The sequence below is a fragment of the Bacillus sp. FSL K6-6038 genome (assembly GCF_038050455.1).
Taxonomy (GTDB): Bacteria; Bacillota; Bacilli; order Bacillales; family Bacillaceae_G; genus Bacillus_A; species Bacillus_A pseudomycoides.
In genome coordinates this window covers 2,419,933-2,440,448 of the sequence record NZ_JBBOUH010000001.1, presented here as the reverse complement: position 1 = coordinate 2,440,448, position 20,516 = coordinate 2,419,933, and the positions used below count along the sequence as shown (strand labels likewise).

24 protein-coding genes and 3 pseudogenes are annotated in these 20,516 nt (G+C 33.8%); 6 read left to right on the top strand and 21 right to left on the bottom strand.

Annotated features, from left to right (window positions below; genetic code table 11):
* The first annotated feature begins 63 nt into the window (after nt 1-63).
* Nucleotides 64-1,764 (top strand): pyruvate oxidase, encoded by a 1,701-nt coding sequence (locus tag NSQ40_RS12550; protein ID WP_003204458.1) that lies wholly within the window; start codon nt 64-66, stop codon nt 1,762-1,764.
* Nucleotides 1,765-1,810: 46 nt separating this feature from the next.
* On the opposite strand, the pseudogene NSQ40_RS12545 reads toward NSQ40_RS12550, so the two are convergent.
* Both NSQ40_RS12545 and NSQ40_RS12540 read right to left on the bottom strand, forming a co-directional pair.
* Nucleotides 1,811-2,513: pseudogene (locus NSQ40_RS12545) on the bottom strand (ABC transporter permease); the annotation flags it as partial.
* A 463-nt stretch (nt 2,514-2,976) separates the two neighbouring features.
* Nucleotides 2,977-3,624, bottom strand: a complete 648-nt coding sequence (locus NSQ40_RS12540; protein WP_258248456.1) for a DUF5105 domain-containing protein — start codon at nt 3,622-3,624, stop codon at nt 2,977-2,979.
* A 628-nt stretch (nt 3,625-4,252) separates the two neighbouring features.
* On the opposite strand from NSQ40_RS12540, the gene NSQ40_RS12535 reads away from it, so the two are divergent.
* Both NSQ40_RS12535 and NSQ40_RS12530 read left to right on the top strand, forming a co-directional pair.
* Nucleotides 4,253-4,486 carry a transposase gene (locus tag NSQ40_RS12535; protein WP_224796159.1) on the top strand — a complete coding sequence of 78 codons (234 nt, stop codon included), beginning with the start codon at nt 4,253-4,255 and terminating at the stop codon, nt 4,484-4,486.
* Nucleotides 4,479-4,961 (top strand): hypothetical protein, encoded by a 483-nt coding sequence (locus NSQ40_RS12530; protein WP_033796915.1) that lies wholly within the window; start codon nt 4,479-4,481, stop codon nt 4,959-4,961. The genes NSQ40_RS12535 and NSQ40_RS12530 overlap by 8 nt, the downstream gene beginning before the upstream one ends.
* Nucleotides 4,962-5,045: 84 nt before the next feature.
* On the opposite strand, the gene NSQ40_RS12525 is transcribed toward NSQ40_RS12530, so the two are convergent.
* The 11 genes from NSQ40_RS12525 to NSQ40_RS12475 form a co-directional block, all read right to left on the bottom strand.
* On the bottom strand, nt 5,046-5,678 hold the full coding sequence (locus tag NSQ40_RS12525; protein WP_003204448.1) for a sterol desaturase family protein: 633 nt from the start codon (nt 5,676-5,678) through the stop codon (nt 5,046-5,048).
* Between the two features lie 21 nt (nt 5,679-5,699).
* Nucleotides 5,700-6,383 (bottom strand): GntR family transcriptional regulator, encoded by a 684-nt coding sequence (locus tag NSQ40_RS12520; protein ID WP_003204446.1) that lies wholly within the window; start codon nt 6,381-6,383, stop codon nt 5,700-5,702.
* A gap of 725 nt (nt 6,384-7,108) precedes the next feature.
* Entirely contained in the window at nt 7,109-7,375 is a 267-nt protein-coding gene (locus NSQ40_RS12515; protein WP_018780437.1) for a hypothetical protein, read from the bottom strand.
* A gap of 112 nt (nt 7,376-7,487) precedes the next feature.
* Nucleotides 7,488-7,802, bottom strand: coding sequence for a DUF3895 domain-containing protein (locus tag NSQ40_RS12510; RefSeq protein ID WP_003204444.1), 315 nt, complete (start codon nt 7,800-7,802; stop codon nt 7,488-7,490).
* 504 nt (nt 7,803-8,306) lie between these two features.
* Nucleotides 8,307-8,471, bottom strand: coding sequence for a hypothetical protein (locus tag NSQ40_RS12505; protein WP_003204442.1), 165 nt, complete (start codon nt 8,469-8,471; stop codon nt 8,307-8,309).
* Between the two features lie 135 nt (nt 8,472-8,606).
* Nucleotides 8,607-8,948, bottom strand: coding sequence for a hypothetical protein (locus NSQ40_RS12500; RefSeq protein ID WP_033796914.1), 342 nt, complete (start codon nt 8,946-8,948; stop codon nt 8,607-8,609).
* Between the two features lie 1,024 nt (nt 8,949-9,972).
* Nucleotides 9,973-10,446 carry a tungsten formylmethanofuran dehydrogenase gene (locus NSQ40_RS12495; RefSeq protein ID WP_098188249.1) on the bottom strand — a complete coding sequence of 158 codons (474 nt, stop codon included), beginning with the start codon at nt 10,444-10,446 and terminating at the stop codon, nt 9,973-9,975.
* A 17-nt stretch (nt 10,447-10,463) separates the two neighbouring features.
* Nucleotides 10,464-11,087: a hypothetical protein gene (locus NSQ40_RS12490; RefSeq protein WP_003204899.1), complete on the bottom strand. Its 624-nt coding sequence runs from the start codon at nt 11,085-11,087 to the stop codon at nt 10,464-10,466.
* A gap of 27 nt (nt 11,088-11,114) precedes the next feature.
* On the bottom strand, nt 11,115-12,050 hold the full coding sequence (locus NSQ40_RS12485; RefSeq protein WP_098716111.1) for a DUF3994 domain-containing protein: 936 nt from the start codon (nt 12,048-12,050) through the stop codon (nt 11,115-11,117).
* A gap of 190 nt (nt 12,051-12,240) precedes the next feature.
* Nucleotides 12,241-12,447, bottom strand: coding sequence for a DUF4176 domain-containing protein (locus NSQ40_RS12480; protein WP_303745694.1), 207 nt, complete (start codon nt 12,445-12,447; stop codon nt 12,241-12,243).
* A gap of 246 nt (nt 12,448-12,693) precedes the next feature.
* The gene (locus tag NSQ40_RS12475) at nt 12,694-12,990 is read right to left on the bottom strand and encodes a hypothetical protein (protein ID WP_224796151.1); all 297 of its coding nucleotides are present in this window, start codon (nt 12,988-12,990) and stop codon (nt 12,694-12,696) included.
* A gap of 209 nt (nt 12,991-13,199) precedes the next feature.
* Here NSQ40_RS12475 and NSQ40_RS12470 point away from each other — a divergent pair.
* Nucleotides 13,200-13,454, top strand: a pseudogene (locus NSQ40_RS12470) (transposase domain-containing protein); the annotation flags it as partial.
* A 119-nt stretch (nt 13,455-13,573) separates the two neighbouring features.
* On the opposite strand, the gene NSQ40_RS12465 reads toward NSQ40_RS12470, so the two are convergent.
* The 4 genes from NSQ40_RS12465 to NSQ40_RS12450 form a co-directional block, all read right to left on the bottom strand.
* Nucleotides 13,574-14,857: an aminopeptidase P family protein gene (locus NSQ40_RS12465; RefSeq protein WP_098716532.1), complete on the bottom strand. Its 1,284-nt coding sequence runs from the start codon at nt 14,855-14,857 to the stop codon at nt 13,574-13,576.
* A gap of 342 nt (nt 14,858-15,199) precedes the next feature.
* Nucleotides 15,200-15,367, bottom strand: coding sequence for a hypothetical protein (locus tag NSQ40_RS12460; RefSeq protein ID WP_179863915.1), 168 nt, complete (start codon nt 15,365-15,367; stop codon nt 15,200-15,202).
* Nucleotides 15,364-15,744 (bottom strand): BA_1872 family lipoprotein, encoded by a 381-nt coding sequence (locus NSQ40_RS12455; protein WP_033796864.1) that lies wholly within the window; start codon nt 15,742-15,744, stop codon nt 15,364-15,366. The genes NSQ40_RS12460 and NSQ40_RS12455 overlap by 4 nt, the downstream gene beginning before the upstream one ends.
* Nucleotides 15,745-15,909: 165 nt before the next feature.
* Nucleotides 15,910-16,038, bottom strand: a complete 129-nt coding sequence (locus tag NSQ40_RS12450) for a hypothetical protein (RefSeq protein WP_018765175.1) — start codon at nt 16,036-16,038, stop codon at nt 15,910-15,912.
* Nucleotides 16,039-16,489: 451 nt separating this feature from the next.
* On the opposite strand from NSQ40_RS12450, the gene NSQ40_RS12445 reads away from it, so the two are divergent.
* Complete coding sequence (locus tag NSQ40_RS12445; protein WP_018765174.1) at nt 16,490-16,762, top strand: hypothetical protein; 273 nt, start codon at nt 16,490-16,492, stop codon at nt 16,760-16,762.
* 383 nt (nt 16,763-17,145) lie between these two features.
* Here the strand turns inward: NSQ40_RS12445 and NSQ40_RS12440 are convergent, their stop codons facing one another.
* The 3 genes from NSQ40_RS12440 to NSQ40_RS12430 form a co-directional block, all read right to left on the bottom strand.
* Entirely contained in the window at nt 17,146-17,643 is a 498-nt protein-coding gene (locus tag NSQ40_RS12440; protein ID WP_003207157.1) for a DinB family protein, read from the bottom strand.
* A 450-nt stretch (nt 17,644-18,093) separates the two neighbouring features.
* Nucleotides 18,094-18,378, bottom strand: a complete 285-nt coding sequence (locus NSQ40_RS12435; RefSeq protein WP_003197665.1) for a hypothetical protein — start codon at nt 18,376-18,378, stop codon at nt 18,094-18,096.
* Between the two features lie 465 nt (nt 18,379-18,843).
* A complete protein-coding gene (locus NSQ40_RS12430; RefSeq protein WP_003197660.1) occupies nt 18,844-19,605 on the bottom strand; it encodes an SDR family NAD(P)-dependent oxidoreductase in 762 nt (253 codons plus the stop codon).
* Nucleotides 19,606-19,718: 113 nt separating this feature from the next.
* Between NSQ40_RS12430 and NSQ40_RS12425 the strand changes: the two genes are divergently transcribed.
* Entirely contained in the window at nt 19,719-20,081 is a 363-nt protein-coding gene (locus NSQ40_RS12425) for a MerR family transcriptional regulator (protein ID WP_003197658.1), read from the top strand.
* 156 nt (nt 20,082-20,237) lie between these two features.
* Here NSQ40_RS12425 and NSQ40_RS12420 read toward each other — a convergent pair.
* Nucleotides 20,238-20,312, bottom strand: a pseudogene (locus NSQ40_RS12420) (IS6 family transposase); the annotation flags it as partial.
* Nucleotides 20,313-20,516 lie beyond the last annotated feature (204 nt).

The window sequence follows — 20,516 nt, the reverse complement described above, 5'->3', positions numbered from 1 at the left end:
TTTGTATATTTTACCTTTTTTTTCGAAACATAATAGTATCTCAGTATGTAAGGAGGATCTTTCATGTTTCGAAAAACAGCAGGTGAAGCGCTTGTTGATTTGCTTATCGAATGGGGCGTTGATCACATTTACGGTATGCCCGGTGATTCGATCAATTCTATTATTGAGCCACTTCGAAAAAAACAAGACCAAATTAAATTCATTCAAGTTCGCCATGAAGAAGCCGGTGCATTAGCGGCTGCATCTTATGCAAAATTAACAGGAAAATTAGGCGTTTGTATGGCTATCGCTGGGCCTGGTGCGATCCACTTACTAAATGGATTATATGATGCGAAACTAGATCAAGCACCCGTTCTCGCAATTACAGGTCAAGTTGAATCAGATTTACTCGGAACAGGATTTTTCCAAGAGGTAAACTTAGAAAGAATGTTTGATGATGTCGCTGTTTATAATCAACGAATTATGTCAGCAGAACAACTCCCTGCGGTTGTAAACCAAGCGATTCGTATGGCATATACAAAGAAAGGTGTATCTGTTCTTACCATACCAGATGATGTTCCGAAGTTTGAAGTAGAAGCTGGCGCACGTATAACAAGTTCTTCTTTTACATTACCCGAACTCTTTCCGCAAGAAGAGGATCTAAAGTTAGCAAAACTAGCATTAAATAACGCAAAAAAGCCTGTTATTTTAGCTGGAAAAGGAGCAAAACATGCGAAGGAATCTTTACTTGCATTCGCAGAACATATTGGCGCACCAATTGTTTTAACACTTCCAGCAAAAGGGATTATTCCTGATGAACATCCTCTTTGTATAGGTGGATTAGGCTTAATTGGAACAAAACCATCTTACGAAGCGATGAAGCATGCGGATACATTAATTATGATCGGTACTTCTTACCCTTTCACTGGTTTTTTACCCGAAAAAGCAAAAACGCTTCATATTGATACGGATCCTGCGCAAATTGGAAAGCGCTATGTGACAGATATCGGATTAGCTGGTGATGCAGATAAAACACTGAAATGGTTTTTAGAAAATGTAGAGAAGCATGAGGATCTTTCATTCCTAGAATATCATCAAGAACTGATGAAAAAATGGGAAGAAAAATTGCATAACCAAGAAGAGGACTCTTCTACACCAATCAAACCACAAAGAGTTATGCATGCCTTGCAACATGTCGCTCATGATGATGCCATTTTATCAGTAGATGTTGGGAATGTAACAGTATGGGCTGCTCGTCATTTTCGGATGACGAATCAACAATTTATCATCTCTAGTTGGCTCGCTACACTCGGATGTGGTCTACCTGGAGCAATTGCTGGTCAAATCGCTTATCCAGATAAACAAGTCTTTGCAATTTGTGGTGATGGTGGATTTGGAATGACAATGAATGATTTTGTCACTGCAGTAAAATATAAATTACCAATTGTGGTTGTTGTACTCAACAACCATAAGATTGCAATGATTAAATTCGAACAAGAAGTAATGGGAAATATTGAGTTTGGTACAGATTTAACAAACCCTAATTTTGCAAAATATGCAGAAGCATGCGGTGGAGTTGGCTACCGTGTAGAACACTTAGATGAACTTCTCCCTGCTTTTGAAAATGCAGTAAAACAAGATAAGCCATGTATTATTGATGTAGTAGTAGATGTAAATGAAGCACCAATGCCTGCAAAAATTACATTTGGGCAAGCTGCCGGATATACGAAACATATGCTAAAAGAGTTATTTGAAGAAGGAAAAATTGATTTACCACCTTTGTAAAATCGAAAAAAGATAGATGAAAACAGATTGTTCTCATCTATCTTTTTTATTTAGATACTTCTTGATGGAAAGAAAAATCTTCTCTTTCACTTTTCGCCTGTTTCTCAACTTTCTCTTCTTTCTCTCCTACTTTCCTTCTCCTCAGATTTCCTATTCCAATCGCCCCTTGTAGACTATTACTTATAAGATTTCCCGACGAAATTGTAAGGATATGGAAAAATCAGCACAAGAACGATCCAAGTATGTGTGGTCAAATGACGGAAATTTTGTCCAATCGGTCCTGTCCACTCCTTCGTCACACTATCTGTATCACTGCTATATGATATAGTTCCTCCAAAAAACAAATGGAGTAAACCAAGATGTAAAAGTAGCAATAACATACTAACAAATTGCTGCGCAACCAGTAAGAAAAAAGATGGCAACAGATGTGGCCAAACATGTCGACATAATTGATTCCATTTACTTCCTCCAAGAACCGTTGCTGCCATCATAAACTCTTCTCTTTTTACACGCTGGACTTCTTGCGCCGTATACAGCATGACAGTTGGCACAGCCAAGCATGTGAGAATACTAATTTGAAACAGAACTCGCATTGTAAACGGAGCAGGGACTGTTCCACTTTGAAAGACTAAAACTTCCTTTAACATAAAATAAGAAATCATGATCATCGGAACAATACTAAATGGATCAAAAAATGAAGAAATAACCGAAAAAGAACGTTTACTATATATACCAAGAAGGAAACCTATTTTGAGTTTCCCCTCATCAAACCTTACATCCCACATTAAGGGATATAACTTACCAACATGTTATATCGTGAATTTCAAATACTGTTCTCTGGACATAGTTTTATTTAGCGAAAGCTGTCTGTGCTGTTGAATAAGGATTAGATAATGATCAAACTTTTTTATAAATGTTAAAACATATCTACAAAAGAAGAATTCATTTCGATCAATCTTGAACAGCTCCCTGTCTACTTGACAGGGAGCTGTTCACTTTTTTTCAAAATGGATTCTTTTTATTTATCGTACAATACGGGTTTGTGAGGTGTTTTTAATCAAACTTTGTTTCAAACCTACAATATGTTGTTTCTGCATAACTTCGCTCCAAGAAAAATTCTTACCTTTTACAATACAGAAAATTCGAAAATCGTTTGAGTAAACCTGTATATCGAATTAATAGTATCTTTTTTATAAAGAGTTTAATAATATATTATGGTTTATATAAAATCCTTGGAAGTTTCGTTATATCCTCTCCATTTATATGCCACTTATCGTCACCTTTATTATACATATCAACCCTTACCGATTCTTCCGTAGAAGATATTTCTGCTTCAAGTAATATTGAAGATGAATAATCATGTAGTTGCTTTATTAATTTTGGGTTAGATATTGATGGGTTTTCACTTAATATTCTTTTTTGCTCATCTTCAACTTTTGTTCTCAAACTTGATATCAATATTGGCTTTGATTTTATTTCCACTCCTGCAGTTTTACCTTCTCCGTCTATATATACAACATTCGTTTCAAATTTCACCTTTTGCCGTATTGCTTCTTTAAAATAGTTATCTACTGATTCTTCTGTAATACTAGATACGCCTTCATAATTATATAGGATTGCTTTTCTAACCTTTTCCGCCATCGCTTCATTAAATTGTTTTCCATCTTCACCTGTTAATTTACTCATTTTGTCTATGTCTTTATCATAGAAGCCCGCATTCATATAAGCTGTTAGAGCTTCAGCTGGTCTATTTGCATTATCACTCTTTTTAGATACACTTCCTTGTTTTACTTTCGATGAATCTACATATGTATTACAAGTACTTAGCCCACCTATTGTAAGTGATACTATCAAACTCATACCTACTAACTTTTTGGAATATAGCATATTCTATCCCTACCCTTTTCTGTATAAATTATGAATTACAGTAACATAATACTATTGTATCTCGGTGTTCTATAGCATATTTTATTTATATGCAATTATTAAAATGTAAAAACCACTAAACATCACACCCTATTTTATTTCAAGGTGCGCCGTTATCTATAGCACTGGGATAAAGTTTAATTAAAATGACCCTACTAAATCCCTATGCAATACACAAAAAGAAACCATCTTGATTAATCTATTTTCAAAATGATTTCTTTTTGATTCTCACTAAATAAGGATTTGCAAAACATTTTTGATCAAACTTTATTTAAACCAACACTGACTTCTCCAAATAACTAACTGTAGAGAAAGAAAATTTTCATTTTGGGGGTACTTCAAAATCTTAGCTTGATAGCGATGGGGTCCCGCCAATCAAATGACATAAAACCCACGCTAAGACATTTTTTTAATTAACTGTACTATGATTATAAGAGGATAGTTAGTTCAATATAAGAGCTAATATCCTCTTTTTAATACATATTAGAATTATAAACTATATTTAAAAATTCTAGTTTAATATGTTTACTATATGATCTTATGTTTTAAGGTGGAGGATGTTATGAAAGTACAGGAAGTGTTACTTGATGGTAGTAAGAAAAGGTATTTACTTCTTGATGAAGGAGGAATGCCTTTAGTTCCGGTGATGAAGTATTTGAAGTATTTAGATGCAGCAGAAAAAAGCAGCAATACACTAAAAACATACTGTTATGCCCTAAAGCAGTTTTTTGATTATTTTTGGGAAGTAAAAAAAGATTATAAAGGTTTGTTGAACAAATTATACATGGATGACTGAAGAGAAACAACAGCGTTTATTAGAATGGTGGGAAGCGACTGAGCAAGGGACAGTAGTGGTGAAGCGCTTAGTTTCGTATATTACGGAACTCAGGTTGCACCCTGAATCAAGCCGTGCTGACGGGATGATTTTGTTTTATCGGGCCGCATCGGAGATTTCCTATGGTTATGCAGGGATGAGGGGCTGTATTCGTCGTGCTTTCACGCCTGAATATTCCGAGTTTCTTCGCAATAACATTGTCAGGTGCCATAGCTTTACGCGGAAATTTTCTGTTGATACAAAGATTCTTCTGGAACGAGTCGCTAAAGAAATCACTGGGGCAAACGCGATGCAGATTGTAGATAGAATCCGCGAAACACTTCGTGAAAATGACGCAATGCTAAGAGAAATACAGAACAAAGCGGATGCATTTTTCGGTAAGAAAAACTTTCAAACGAGTCTTATGCAATCTATTACCATGCTTACTACTCAATAGGAAAAAATGCCTGTCACTCCCTGAGAAATGTCGAAGCTGCAAAATTCATTCGACATTTCCAGGATGATGACAATGGATTATTTTTTATAATTCTATTTTCTGGTCACCACGTTTTTCTAGATTTTTAGCAGTTTTACTTTGGGCAACATCCTTTTGGTCTTTAAAGGTGCCCATGAGAAAATCATAGGCTGGGTTCGTAACACCATACCAGTAATTTTCATTTTTGAAGTGATGCCATAAATGAACCTTTTTCATCCAGCGCCCCCATGGTGATATTGGTTGAAGGGGGCGATGCGCGATATAATGCTTCCACTCATAAAATAATAAAAAGAGCATAATACCTGCAATAAATGCGTTTGTCATGAAAAAGCTGGATGAAAGAAAATAAAAAATTGCTCCTGCAATTGCAATGTTGGGTACACTATACCATAAGGGTAAAAATAATAAATGTAATTCATTCGGATTTGTATGGTGGTCATAATGTAGGCGCTTAAGCATTTTTAATAAAAATGCATTCTTTGGTGGCTTTAGATGAAAAATAAACCTATGAGTAGCGTACTCAGCTACGGAATACATAATCATTCCCAAAATAAAAGCACCCCAAATTCCGATAGAGATTAAATGTAGAATCATAAATCCAAAGCTAATGAGGAAAAAACAGCTCATGATCAATATATCAGGGTAGGAAAAATATTCTTTAAAATATTTTAGTTTCATTTATTACGCCTCCAGCTTTCTTTATTTTTTTCTATCTTTCCAGAGAGCCAAGCTTTTCTCCATTGTTGTCTTACACAATCTTTCCGCTTCAATTGCATCTCCCTTTAATGCAGCTTTTAATAAGTCGTGGTAATAGTTGAAGGACAACCCACGATGATCTTTTACAGAAAAATATCTTTTCCCCATATCTACATAAATGGAATCGAAGCTATTTAAAATGAGTAGAAAGATCGGATTGGCCGCAAACCCAGCACACCTTTTTTGCAAATCCCAATCAAATGCTGCATAGCTTTCTGCACTATCTTCAAGCTGCTCAAGATTGGCAAGGAGAGCAACCACTTTAGGTTGATTAAACGTAACAGCATCACGAATATAAGTCGGAGTCAACGAACTTCTAAATTCTAATAAGTACATAATAAACTCATCTGTAATGGTATGATGATTCTCAACAATATTAATAAGTGTCGTTAGATTCCCATTGCTCCAATAATCATTAATAAGCGCTGGCATTCCTTTTCTCCCTGTTATCCATCCACTCCTTCCTAAACGTTGAAGCGCCTCCCGAATAGTTGGGCGACCAACACCAAATTCTTTCGCAAGCTCTCTTTCCGGCGGTAAAGTACTTCCTACAGAATAAACACCAGCCAATATGGATCTAATTAATTCATTCTCAATTTTATCTGAGGAGCGTTCCTTTTCTTTCAAGCCATCGTCCCCTTTATTTTATGGTAATACATGTTAAAGACATTGGTAATACCAAAAATTATATAATGAATTTGAATTTTCTGTCAATAAAAAAGGAGCGAATTTTTATAAATAGAATTATCGAACAAGCCCGTAAACTACTTAGTAGGATGGAAAATGATTGCTTAAATGCGTTGTTAGGATATTTATAAAAGAGAAAAAAACTCATTTAGATATACAACGGAGAACCGTATCATAAAGTAAATGAGGTTTTTATTCAACCTTATGAAAATTATTAGTTTTAGCAACTACATAATTTATAAGAATGAATGTTAGAATATCTGTTCAAAATAGATGATCAACCTTTTATATTTTAAAGTATGTGAAGAATTGTACTTAAAGTAACGGGTGCTATAGTGAAAGAAGAATTAATTGAATTTAAAGATTGAGACCATGTTTTAGTTATTCCATTAAAGGGCGCGATTGTGGAACAAGAATTACAAGGGTGATACATATTATACATGACTAATATGTATCACCCTTTATTTTTTATGACTTTTTACGTTTTAGGTATTGATAATTTCAAAACGGTTGAACTTTATTTCAAATCAACAAATACACGATATTTTCAATAAAATTTAAAGATCTAGGACTATCCTTAAAATTAACTTTAAATTCGAAATGCAGATACGCATAATCAAGCTGCTTCTATGACTGAAAATTCCCTCTCTAACTTTTTTAACTTTTCATGTTAAACCCATGCCTTTTTTTATAAATTTAACTACCATTAAAATTTGTAAGATAGGTAAAATTAAAGCTAGATATATAATTAATTCCAACTTATCTATTAGCATGAATATAACATTAGGAATTATTAAAATGAGGCTGACAAGTGTCATTATCCAAGATTCTCGTTTTATAGCGACAATAAAAGTTATTAAAGAAATTAATAGTAACACCCAGAAAATAAAACCTACATACCAAAACATAAATATTTCATATTGATATCCCATTCTATTCTCCTGTCTATTTATTTTGAAAGCAAAAGGAGTCTTAGACTGCGTAAAGCATAATATAGAAAGAGTAAATTCGTAGAGTAAGTGGGTATAATACGCTTTTGAAGCATTAAGAAACTTCTTCTTTCATTTTATATAATCTATCTCTTTTCTCATCATTTTTTATAAAAGTAAGCTTTCCTTCAGTAACAAAACCTTCAAGAATTAAGCATACTTGTCCGTAAGCTTTAGGCTTATCGGTTGTGAATCTTTCATTAGGTATTTTTCCTGATAGTATTAATTTTTCACATAGCTGCATTGCACTTATTTCTTCAGAATTGAGTAATTCCAAGATATCTTTCTGCAGTGAAGATAAAGGTACTTCTATTTCGGTCGCCTCCACTACATTCTCATCAAATAAATCTTCAAATGAAATTTGATTCATCTCATCTATTCCTTTCTAACAATGACTTTGCAAAGTATAAATTGTTCGCTTATTCTATTAATACTTGCAAAGTCTACCTAAAGTTCTTATATATCGCCTGGTTATATTAGTTAATTAATTTCCATACTATTAAGCTTCTAGTAGCATGTTTTGATTATACCAAATATACGTTCTAGTATCTATCGAAGAGTTCATTATAAAAGGATGTACTGCTCTGGCAGAAGTTTGCCATTACCCTATTTCTTTATTATTGTAGAAAGACAAGAATATGGATACTTTTTTAGAAAGAGATTTCTTACGTTATATATAATTTGAACTCATTAAAATTGGATTTATTTCCAGTAAACCCTTCATATAACTCATCAGCACTCTCACAAAGTTCCAGAGGGGGTCAGTTTATTATCCAAACCTCTATCATTAAAATCAGCAGGCTGTTGAAACCGAATAAGTTTCCTATCATTATCAAACTCTGATTGCTTAAAAGCTTTGGAATGTTCCTTACCGTTACGCATTATATATATTTTTTCCCGGTATGACCATGTCCGCCGCCTTCGCACCTAGATGAAGTGGATCCTTCTCATTGATTACATTCCGAATATTTTCCATATCAAATCCATTACCATATTTTTTCACATCCTTTTCCGGAAGAGGGGCAGGATTTAATGTCAATACCTCAATGCTATCCTCACGATGACATATCTGAAGGCGAATATATTGGATGTAATGGTAGCAGAGTTGGAGTTATAGTTACGTATAAAAAAAACGCCTGTGAGGACGTTTTTTTGGTACTGTATGTAACATCATTTACATTTTGTTGTTTTCAGTTGTCAATCTGTTGTGTTCATTTAACCAAATATCTATTAGATTTCGTAATGTAATAGTTTCTATTTCAAGAGAATCTTCAATTTCATCTTCATCATATTTATTAAATATAAGGGCTTTATCTTTTCGAACATCTGCTCCAAAAATATTCGCACTTATTTTTTCATAATCACTTTTTCCGTTTAAAACTTTATCTATAACTTCTGCTATCCAATCGCCGAATTCAGATACCTCTACATTTAAAAAGGCTTCTAAAATATCGAATTTCTTTGGTAATCTAATAACTAAGCTACCTGTACTAAGTATTTCAAATTTGTAATCCATATTATTTTCTCCTTCAATAAATAAGTTATCTACCTTGTCTTGGAAAAGCAGAAATAATTTTACCATTACTTGAAAAGTTGCCACTACATTTATATTATTGTCTTTTAGAATTTGTATTGTAGATACAAACTCCTTTTGATTATCCTTAAATAACAGATATGTTTCATCGATAAATACATAATCAAATCCTATAGATGCATTAATTAGTGTATTTAAAAAATTATGCGTGTCTTCAATTCGATTTAAATTGTTCATAATCTTTAAAGTCTTATCCTCTCCATGTGTTTTTGATCTGTATAAAGTATAGAAATCATCATCGACATTCACAGCTAAAACGTTATAATCCCTTATTACTTCTTGAATAATTACTTCATTTTTCCAGCTTTCCCAGAACCATTTCTACCTATGATTTTGAGGTTTCCTTTGCACGATTTTAGTCCTTCTTTAGAAAACATTATCTCTCTTCCCCGTTATTAAAATGCTTTTCTTTAACTGAATTAATATTCTCTCTTTTATTATTTCATAGTTATTCTTAAACATCGCTCTCCCCCATTTTATCTAATAGGAAATACTACAGGACTTGTTACCTTTCGTTGCTAATTATAATCATTGCAGCTTAAAAACTAAGTAAATCGCACTTGTATTATTTACAAAATCAACAGAACTTTCTTGAGAAATAATTTTCTTAATATCTAAATATTAACAAATTTTTATCTTCTTTATTTGTTTGAAACACTTCCCAATATCGATTTAAACAATAAAGAAGAAATTGATAAAGTCTTGCCGTGGTCAACGGATTTACCATCTAGATGCAGAGTACCGAAAAAAAGTGAAGAAAACAAAAAATAACTCCAAAATCAACTTTTATTGTATATTTGGGAGTTACTTGACGTTTACTTCACACCAGAACAACCTACCCTACTTATTAATAGTAAAGGTAAAGCAACTGCTAACACCTTACGTTTCATTTATACCCCTACTTTCTTACTTTAACTGACCTTGCGGTTACTGACTTATAAAGTCTTTACTTAGTCTCTCTCATTAACTTATCTGCTTCTGTTATGAGTTGTGAAGCTTCTAATAAGCTTTCTCCACCGCTTTGTATTGTACGATTCTCTTTATACTCTAAACCGCCTTGAATTGAAGTTACCCCTACTCTAACTAAAGACATTGCATTATATAACTTAGCTTGTACGTCTTTATACTTTTCACCAGGGTCTAGCTTATCTACCTCTTTTGTTAGCTTTACTAAAGCTTCTGATTCTACTTTGAATTCTTTCTCTTTTTCTTCTAATGTTTTATCACCGTTTAATATCTTGTCTAACTTAGCTGACTCTTTTTTGAAGTCTTTCATTAGACTTGCTAACTGGTCTTTGTAGTCTTCACTCTTTACCTTTTCTTCTGCCGCTTCCTTGTCTACCATCTTATGAACCGATGTACAACCTACCCCTGTTACAAGTAATGCAGGAATTAATAAAGCTAACATTTTACGTTTCATTGTTATATACCCCTTTGTTAGTTTGTTTTACTTTCAATACCTATCGTTGCTTCTTCAAATACTTTTGCACCTTGATGTGATTTCCCCATTGATTGTCTCAACTTACTCTCGTTTTGTTCCTCTACTGCTTCTGATAGAAGTTGAAAGGCTTCATAGTACAAGTCCATGGATTGTGCTATCTTTTCGTGTTCCGCTTGTAACTCAGTTGGTGGTTTTAGATACTTTATCTTTCTTGCGTATGCTTGCGCCCCTCCCGAACTCAGTTGGATTTCACTTTTCTTTAAACTATACTCTTTTATATCTGAACTTGCTGAATTCTCTATCAGTTTAATAACGTCACCAATCTTATTCGCATTTTCTACTATGTCTTCCTTATACTTATCAACTTCTGCACCACTTATCTTAGCCGTTGAAGAAGTAGAACTGCTTGAAGGTGAAGAACTTGGTTGACTACTTGATGAACTACTGTTTGACTCTTCACCTTTTGCTACTGATAGGTTGTCTTCAGTTTTACTTTCTTTCTCAACCTTCTTTGACTCTTCTTGCTTTGTTTCCTGTTTCTTCCCACCTGTTTCAATTGTAATACAACCGCTTAATAACATAACTGGAATGGCTAACGTTACAAGTTTCTTTGCTTTCATTTTCCTCTACCCCTTTGGATGAACTGATTACTTACGTCTTTCTCCCTCTAGACGATTTCCTTTTTCGTCTACCATTTTAAAAGAACCTTCTTTGAAAGACTCAATCTTGTAGTCTATTGCTACTTCCAATTGGTTCCTATCAATCTTCTTACCGTCTTTTACAAATTCCTTCAGCATTAATGTGACTAGATTCGTTTCTTCACTGTAGTACCAACTTCCTTCCATGTGGTTGTCTTCATAAGATGTTTTACCTGTATCATCGTAAGCGGTAAACGAACCATCTTCACGGAATTCTATTCCTTTATGGAAGTCAGAACCTTTGTAACTACCCCACTCACCAAACAACTCTTTACCGTCCCTTGATATTTGTACGGTCTCATTGCTAAGAGTAGAAGTATCAGAAGTTGAAGAACTGTCTGTTTTAGAAGCTGTTTTACCTTCAATTTCGTTTACTTTACCTACTACCACATCTTGAATTGGTTGGAAACCAGTCGCCCAAAGTTCAGAACCCTTTTTCATTAAGTCTTTTGCCTTTTCTGCTTTAGACTTGTCTACTCTCTTGTCTGCTGTTAGAAGTTGGGCTTGAATTGCATAGGCTTCACTATAGCAATCTACTGCTTTTAATAGGTCTTTATGGGCGTCTTGGAACTCTACTGGCGGTTCAATCGTATCAAACTTCTTGATGATTTTCTGTACATCATTTACTTGTGTTAGTAACGTTGTAGCTACCTCTTTATCAGGTCTCGTTCTATCCTTTGCTGTTTCCGATATATCAGCGACTTTCTGTAAGAATTCAGAAGATATACTCGTAATACGCTCAGGATACTTGTCTTTCGATAACTTCTCTTTTGTTTCTGCTTTAGATTCCACTTTCTCTTTCGGCTTTGCGTCTGTCTTATCCGTTCCACAACCTATTAATAATAGAAATGGTACTGCTAATGATACGAGTTTCTTTGCTTTCATCCTAAAATTCCCCCAAAAATTTAATACTACTTATAAGCTAAATTAGTTACGCCCTTACTCCTACTCTATCTTTTGCATTTTTTCATTTGCTTCGTCTATTAGCTTTGAAGCCTTAGATAGTGACTTATCACAAATTTAACTAAATTTATGTCTTCTTTTGCTAAACCGTTTTGTATTTTAACCTCTTCTTTTACATTTCTACTAATTTCTCACGTAGAACTAATTTGCTTTCAGTCATATATCCTCTATGTATTTCCTCGACAATCTTATCGTGATTAAAACATAATGCTTTTTCCTCTCCAAGATAGCCATTTAGGTAAGGAACACCTATATAATCAAAATCACGATTATCTGCTGAAGTCACCATTCTTCCAATAATCATAACAAATTGTTCTATATCTTATAATTTAACTACTGTTCCAATCGGTAACAGTTTCATAACTATTTATTCTCCATTTTTCTAAGTTTATCCACAATATTATGAGCAACTATGTTCCATAGTAAAGAAAGTACGGTAACAAAAAGTACAGCTAAGGAAAAGTAAATCCTATCCTTCCATGTATCATGTACAATCATGCCCAGTATAATCATTATTAACGCACCAACACATATAACTATTTTTGAAATTTTTCGCATTCTATTATCACGCTTCCTTCTCAAACTTAAATGAAACTCCTCCGCCATAACTGTCAGGTGATGTTGCGGAAAACCCTGATTCTTCACCTGCGCGGAATCTATAAACATACCCACCTATTATAATCTCACCTTTAACACTTATATCATAATCAACTAATACAGGAATATAATCAGGTATCTTAATTTTAGTAGTTTCCGCTTCATTTGCTTGCAACGCTATCAGCGTTTCACTTTTAAAAGAATATCCTTCAATTCTATAGACATAAGGGGCTGCTCCCTGTTTACTAGTTAAAGTAAGGTCCACTCCAAATAAAATAAAAGAACTTGTAGCAAGCCCCGCTACAAGTTCTTTCAGCTAAATATTTTAGCACATCAAAATAAAATATACATTATACACAATCGGGGGTAAATGCCTAAAATATGGTTTGACAACATAATTATATAACACAATTATGCATTTTTGTTAAAAATTCCATATCTTTAGACAAATTACATTTGACTTTTTTGGTTATTTCCATTAAACCGTTTGTAATTGGGAGAAAAAATTGGATCTTCTCAGATACACCGCGAGGTGCTAGAAGAAGTGCCATCATGTATAGTGTGGTTGAAACCGCAAAAGAGAACAATTTAAGTCCCTATCATTATCTTCTTTATTTGTTTGAAACACTTCCCAATATCGATTTAAACAATAAAGAAGAAATTGATAAAGTCTTGCCGTGGTCAACGGATTTACCTCCTAGATGCAGAATGCCGAAAAAAGTGAAGTAAACAAAAAGCAACTCCAAAATCAACTTTTATTGTATATTTTGGAGTTACTTTACGTTTACGTAACTGCAAATGAAGCCTATGTATATGTGAAGTAAGAATAAGAGCGTCTTTTACATTTACTATTTTGTAACAACTTGTCTTTCCTTAACGTTTTCATTATTTTCTCTCATAAACTCTTCAATCTCTTCAACCGTTCTAATGATATCTTTTGACAAGTTTTCATACCCGTCCTTTGTGACAAGAATATCATCTTCAATACGAATTCCAATTGATTCTTCTTCAATATACAAACCTGGTTCTATCGTAATGACCATACCTTCTTCTAATACTCTATCTTTGTATGTTCCTACATCATGAGTATCTAAACCGAGGAAATGGCTCACACCATGATAATAATATTTAGATAGTTCCTCATCTTCTTGAATTAAACCAATTTCTTTACACTCTTCTGCCAGTACTTTTTTTGTATGTTCATTTAATGCAGCGAATTTTAATCCTGGCTTTATAAGTTCAGTCGTTTCTTTTAATGCCTTTAATACAATATTATATATTTGTTTTTGGCGATTAGAGAATGTTCCACTAGCTGGGAATGTGTAACTAATATCAGCATTGTAGTAGTCTTTTTGAGCACCTAAATCGAGCAGTACTAAATCACCTTGTTGCACTTTTGCATCATTATCTTCATAATGCAGCACAGTAGCATTTTTACCACTCGCCAAAATTGTATCGAATGCATGATATTTAATACCAGACGATTTTAATGTGAAATCAAAATGCGCTTCTAATTCATATTCCATTATGCCTGCTTTCGCTTGTTTCAGCACATTATAAATACCCTCTTGAGTAACCTCAATTGCTTCTTTTATTTTTTTAATTTCTTCATCTGTTTTGAACACTCGTAATTCACAAATGTTCGGATAGACATTCCCAATTGAAAGATGAGGATACTGTTCTCTTACGTGCTTCGCAAATGCTAGCGCCTTCGTCTCAGTACCTTTCCAATTACGACGTTCTAAATCTAAATACACATGTTTCACATTTTCTGCGAAAAGTGTATTCGCAATTGTTACTTCAAAACTTTCTATATATACAACCTTCTTAATACCAGAAATATTTTCTGCTTCTTCTTTCGAAACGGTTTTACCAACCCATTTTTCAAGCACTGGATCTGGTTTTTCAATGAAAAGAGTTTCTTCTACACTATCTCCAAATTTTTTTAAAATAAAAATAACATTTGGCTCATCGATTCCCGTTAAATAGTAAAAATTTCGATTCGGCACAAATTTATAGTGTGCATCAGCTGACATATGTGGTGCCTGTCCGGCAAATAAAATAGTAATCGATTCATCTGGCAATGTTCTCGTTAATCGTTCTCTATTTTGGGCAAAAAATGTTGGCTTCATAATAATCCCCCTTGAATTCTATGTATCAAAACAAATTATCCAATGTAATTCATTTTATTATTGTTATAATTTTTCGTCAATTAATAATTATCGTGTAGAAAGTAAAACATTAATCAGTGAGCGTCCTACTGCCAGTTTAAGCGAGATACAGATTCCCCAACGATTCCTTTTCACTCGAAATCATGCATATCACTCCACAATTTCTTGACATTTATTCCATATACTTGAAATATCATACATATAGGAAAGGAGTCTAAAAACGTAAAATATTATGTAGCAACAGGATTAGCAATTACTTCTTTATTTATAATTACAGGTTGTTCTAACAATATAGAAACACAACTAGTAAAAAAAGAAACGGTTCAATCTCAGCCCAAAAATAAAGAAATAGCAAATACGATTCCGCCAAACAATATACAGTAACTGAGTAAATTGATGAGCATGTGTTGTGCCAGAACCAACTGGAAATGGAAACGGCAAGCGGGTACACTCCGCTTGCCGATTTTTCATAGCTTCGTATGTATTTGAATTCCTTTCGCTTTCTCTTCTTCACCCTTCACGCGTACAATTAAATCATATGATCCGGATTTTGGCGCTTCAAAAGAAAGCAAACCTTCTTTTTGAGAAGTGACTTCTTCTTCATAAATGACCTTATCGTCTTTTGTGACTTGCAATAAAATCGTACCTTCTTCAACGGCTGCCTCATAAGGAATTTCCACATTTCCTTTTTCAGCTTTAATCGTTTGCACATCGTGATACCCTTGCAGGGAGCCAATTTTTAAAGTCGTTTCGCCATTTTTTTGAACCTTTGTGACTTTTGTTACTGTATTGCATGCGCTTAACAATACAACAAGAGTGAGAATGAGAAATGAACGTAGCAATTTCATAGAGATTCCCCTTTCTTTTTTATCATGATAAAATTTTACCATTGCGGTAACTATTTTATCATTTTTTGATAAGCCAACATACTCATCAAAATTAAAAATTGTTATTTACTGATAATCTGTATGACATCCGCATCCTGTCAGCCTAATAAACTCCCGTAAATTTACTTAATCTACATTTCTTTTTGTAAATTTTAATACAGATTCTCTTGAACGTTCGATTTCATTTTCATTATAGAACTTTGACACATACACATCTGTAGTAATTACGTCACTTACATAAATTTTATTTTCCATATCTAGTTCCTCCGAATCATTTATTTCTCTCATTTTATGTTTATATATGCAAAATGAAAAACGTAAATCAAACGAAGAAATTTTTAAAATTCATTTTTCCTAGGATTGGTTCCAAAAAAGTTATCTTTCTATTTTAAATAAGCAACATAACAAATTTGGAACATTAGATAAGTATATACGTAAGCATCAAACTGTCCCCACTTGCTGTAACTAGAAGACAATTATGTTGGATACTTGATATGGGTACCTTTTAACCAAAAACAAGGATATCAAGAAGTTCTTGCCCAAACAATCATATAACAGTGAAATTTTTGTCTAATAGTGAAGGTTTTTGGTTAGATATTACGAATATATATAATCATGAATACGACTATGAAAACTAAAAATAGAAAGTTATTTACCACCCACTAAAGTATGAATAGTCATTATGGTCGAAAGGTATGGAATAGCTATGTTCGATAAAGGTAAGAATCAAACTAACGATATAATTTTTTCATATGATGTTAAGAAAGACGATAAGGTGCTTATTTATTGGTATGATAAGCTTATAAAAGTACTTTCAGGTGAAAATGCAAAGAAATTTTTATATAAAATCGAAGGTGCAGATGATGCAGAATCCCAGCTCATTATGGCTAAGCTTACCAGAAACCTTAAGCGTGGAAAGGACGAAAACACAAATACTATTGTAATAAGAGGAACTCATTATACTAGAAATAGGAATTAAGACTAATCGTAAATAGATTTTAAATAAAATTACAAAAAATGTTCAATCTCCTCAAGTACATAAATACTTGGAGGAGATTATCTCATCATTAATTGAATATTAAATTGTGGGGACGATTTGACGCTTACTTAAAATATCGCATTTGTGTTTCTCCTTACTCTTTTTTTCTAGAGTGTAGTCTCATTTAGAAAACTTTGCAACAGAACCCCTAAAAGAATATAGGTCGAGAGCAAAAAAACCACCTGTTTTAACAGGCGGTGTCTCTTCACATAATAGTGTTCAACTCTTCTTACAACTTTCCATTCCCCTCAAAATCCACTTAATATCCGCAATATAACTATATTGAATCAATTCAAAGGAAAGGGTTCCACCCATAACCTTGTTTAGACCGGATATCCGCCTGTTGGCGGTGGCCAAGCACTAAATAATCTGCGAATCAGCACAATTTCTCCTAAATGGTAGGAGTTGTGAGATGCAATATTGCGTAGCACACCGCCCGGGGTTTCGCCAGGCCATTTCTCCAATGGTTTGTCCAATTGAACAGTTTGGGCAATCGTGCATGCCTGTTCAATCCCTTGAAGAAAATAATGAATAATTTGTTTCCACTCTTCCTCACTGCCAGGACATTCTTCTTCAGGCCAGCTCTCTTTCACATGGGCAGGCAATGCAGGCTTCTCCCCCTGAGCGGATAATAAGAGAAAATCTTGCCAGTATGTCATGTGTTTCACTAATTGATAAATAGAATATGGCAGTTCCTCTCTGCGTTTTCCCGCAAGCGCCAAGTCTATATCCGACAAAGCATTCTTGATAGGAAGATGTCCTCGTTCTCCTCTTAACGATTTTACTAATGCCTCGCTAAACGCTTTATTTGATTGCTCCATAATAACCGACTCCCATCCTGTTTTATTTTCTAATTTGCTGATTTTATGGTTCCGCCTCTTTTATATGCACTAAATATATTATAGAAGATTTACGACCATTAAGAGAAAACAAAATAAGAAAAAAATAACAAGAATCACTGACTTCTTAACGTACAGGAAATCGGTGATTTTTATTTAAATAGTACCTTAACGTACAATTTTCTTTTTTTGTTCGTATCAAGCCTGTAGCCTTTTTCTTTTATCTATCATAAAAGAAAAAAGCTATATTTTAAATTATTCTACTGTTTGAAATGGCTTTGTCTGAATTGCTTTCATCATTTTCATACGAGTAAATCGCTCATCTAAATTATTTTCAAGTATCCCATTCATGATGTGTTTCCGCAATCATTGGCTTATTCTCAGCAGAAATACCTTCCCATTCAAAATCTACAGAAGCATTCATCGTGTTACTTACATTTTCTGTAACTGAAAATTTTCCGGATAATGTCCGCTTTGTTTTACTTGGTTAGAAATGGTTGCTAACCATTCATTAAACCCTTTTAATGTATTAACTTTAGAAGTCGTACTTAAATTTAACTCAAATTGATCTGCTAATAGTTCTTTGAATTTGTCACTGTTCACAGATGCTGTTTTCATTAAATATAACCAGTAATGCATAAATGATTTTGCTCTATTTTCTGCATAGGCAGATTTAAATTGTGGATTTTCTACAGTACCTGTTGGTTCTAAATGCACCTTTGTAAAAAGAGGTAATTCGTTATCTAGAAGTTTCAGAATTGTTAAGTAATTAATTTTATAGCTTTATCTACTATTATCTGGACGTATATTTTGATAAAGAATATTAGCTTCTAATGAAAGTACCTCATCGTTCAACTGATTGATGTGTTTTCAACATGATGCGCATTTTTCCATCCTTCAAACATTTTTAATCTGTCTACTAAACCAATTTTACCTTTCGAAGTTCCAGCTTGATAAAATTTCAATTTCATCCTCTAAAATGTCTAACTGATTTTCTAGACGAGCTTTGTTAAGCGAAACTTCATATACTTGATACCAACGATAATATTGTGTTAAAGCTAAATGATTATTTTTAATATATCTATCGTAAATGCAAAAGATTTACTAGAATTACCGTCACATTTTAACGAAAATATACGCTAAGGAACTATCGGCTTTTTGTTATGTTTGGATTTTAAAAGACTAGTTTCTTGTCCGCGTCACATACGGATAAATCGGATCTCTTAATTCGAAGTCATACGTTTCTCCATTCACAATTCCTACCACCTTCTCACTGTCATATAAATCCAGTAAGAAACCGGCCATTTGTTCAGCTGTATGGAACTTTGGAACAATACCATCATATTCAAAATTATCAACATCATAGGAGCGTTTCGCAAATTCGGTCTCTGTTGCAGCAGGAGCCAAGACTTTTGCTTGCATGGCTGCTCCTTTTCCTTTCAATTCTTGTGCAAGCCCTTCTGTAAAGGCACTTACATAGAACTTTGTCGCGCAGTAGGTCACAGCATCGGCAACAATCAGATATCCTCCTCCTGAAGAAATATTGATGATTTGCGTTTCTTTAACATCTGCATAGTCACGCACATAAAGAGAGGACAACAAGGTTAAGGCTTCAATATTCAAATGAAGCATCGTCCCAATCTTATTTAAATTTTGTTCCCCAACGGAAGCAAAGTTTCCAAACCCAGCATTGTTGATCCAGGTCTCGATCTGATAGTGCTGAAGACTTTCGTAGAATGCATAAACATTTGTGGTAACAGATAAATCAACAGTTCGAATGACAACATCCAGGTCTGCGTTAACGTCAGCCACTTTTGATTTTAGCTTTTCCAATTCCTCCGTTCTGCGAGCTGCTATGATTAAGTTTTTTCCGCGAGCCGCAAAAGCAAGAGCCGTTTCATACCCAATTCCTGAACTGGCACCCGTAATAACTGTATATTTCATATAAATCCCTCCTGAATTTTATCCAATTGATTTTATTGTGAACGAACTATGAGTTGATTATAATGATTAGAGTTAACTCTAAGTCAAGAAAAAAATTAATCTGGAGGTTTCTTATGCACACCATTGGTGAAGTGGCTAAAATTTTAGGGATAAGTACACATACATTGCGGTATTACGAAAAGGAAAAAATTATAACTCCGGTTCGTGATGCCCGCGGAGACAGGCGATATAACGATTCACATATTAAATGGCTACAATTTGTTATCAAGTTAAAAGAAACACAAATGCCTATCGCGAAAATAAAGAAGTATGCTTCATTAGTTTTAGAAGGAGAACATACTACACTAGAGCGATTAAGCCTTTTAGAAGAACATAAAGACGCTATTAAGAAACAAATCAGAACATTAAAAGCTGCAGATGAGATGCTTGAATATAAAATTGCCGCTTATAAAGATTTCATCAGTAAACGAGATTAGATGCAGGCTCTATAAGGGTAATCACCACATCTCCATGGGGTAGAAGGAGCATCCATCGATTTTGGAGTACTCATCTGTCCAATAAATATAAAAATTGAGGGTTCTGTTGCAAAGTTTGAAAAAAGCATAAACAGGTTGGTAAATGAGGAACAATGTTTAGGAAGTAGCCAGTAATTGTTGAAGTTCATTGTACGTTGAAAAGGCGGAGTCTCTTTGAAAACTTCGCATTTGTGTTTCTCCTTACTCTTTTTTTCTAGAGTGTGATCTCATTTAGAAAACTTTGCAACAGAACCCGTTTCGGATATTGGGAATATTCCATTAGAAGCACATTGAAATATTTAAGCCTATGTGGAGCCTTAGTTTAAGGAGAAATAAGAGGTAAGTAGATATTTAACATAACTAATATGTACTTACCTTTATTTTTTGAGGTTTTTT